This is a genomic window from Candidatus Eisenbacteria bacterium, assembly GCA_035712145.1.
GTDB lineage: Bacteria > Eisenbacteria > RBG-16-71-46 > RBG-16-71-46 > RBG-16-71-46 > DASTBI01.
In genome coordinates this window covers 1-1233 of record DASTBI010000027.1, presented here as the reverse complement: position 1 = coordinate 1233, position 1233 = coordinate 1, and the positions used below count along the sequence as shown (strand labels likewise).

Annotated in this window: 1 protein-coding gene; it reads left to right on the top strand. The window is 44.4% G+C overall.

Annotated features, from left to right (window positions below):
- The coding region (locus VFQ05_01270; protein HET9325378.1) for a hypothetical protein at positions 1-1233 on the top strand (1233 nt) is incomplete at both ends.

Sequence of the window (1233 nt, the reverse complement as noted above, 5' to 3'; positions counted from 1 at the left end):
ATAGCATCCGATGGTCCTGTGGTCAGTAACGGATGTAACCGTTCTCAAACAAGAACATGGACCGCAACTGATGCTTGTGGTAATACAGCTACTGCTGCACGTACTGCAACATGGATTTCTGATGTAACTCCTCCAGCATTTACAGGCAGCTATGCTGATGTAAACCTGGGTTGTAACCCGGCTGATCCTGCTGGTTCACTTGGTACTGCTACTGCAACCGATGCTTGTGGTGGTGTAACTATAACCTCTTCTGATGGTGCTGTTGTAACTGATGGATGTAACCGTTCACAAACAAGAACATTCACTGCAAGAGATGGATGTAACAATACATCCACTACTTCACGTACCGTCAGATGGATATCCGATCTTACTCCTCCTGCATTTACAGGCAGCTATGCTGATGTAACTCTGGGTTGTAACCCGGCTAATCCTGCTGGTTCACTTGGTTCTGCTACTGCAACCGATGCTTGTGGCGGAGTAACTATAACCTCTTCTGATGGTGCTGTTGTAACTGATGGTTGTAACCGTTCACAAACAAGAACATTCACTGCAAGAGACGGCTGTAACAATACATCCACTACTTCACGTACCGTGAGATGGATATCCGATCTTACTCCTCCAGTCATTACCACTGGTGGTGGTTCATTAACTCTTGGATGTAATCCATCTGCTGATGATATAGCTGCTGCTCTGGGTACTGCTACGGCTAGTGATAATTGCGGGGAGACAGGTGGAGGTTCTTTGCCTGGTTCATGTGTAAGGGAATACAAAGGAAACAACGGAGGTGGTAATTGTCCAGACATGAGTGGTTTCGCTCCAACAGGCACAATTACTTTATTCTTTACTTCATCCTTTACTGTAGCACCTACTGTTTTAAGTGTTACTGATAATGATCCTGCTTCAGATCTATCCAATGTGCTTTTCGGACCGGGAGACTTATCAAATGATGGATTAAGTGCTGAATATTGCTATTACGATGGACCAAATAATAATAATAATCTATTCGGTGCCGGAGTTATTTTGACTTTCAATCTTCAGTTTGCAAATGGACAAGGATGTACTCAACAAACTCCGGTTGGAAGTATAACACCGATAGCATCCGATGGTCCTGTGGTCAGTAACGGATGTAACCGTTCTCAAACAAGAACATGGACCGCAACTGATGCTTGTGGTAATACAGCTACTGCTGCACGTACTGCAACATGGATTTCTGATGTAACTCCTCCAGCATTT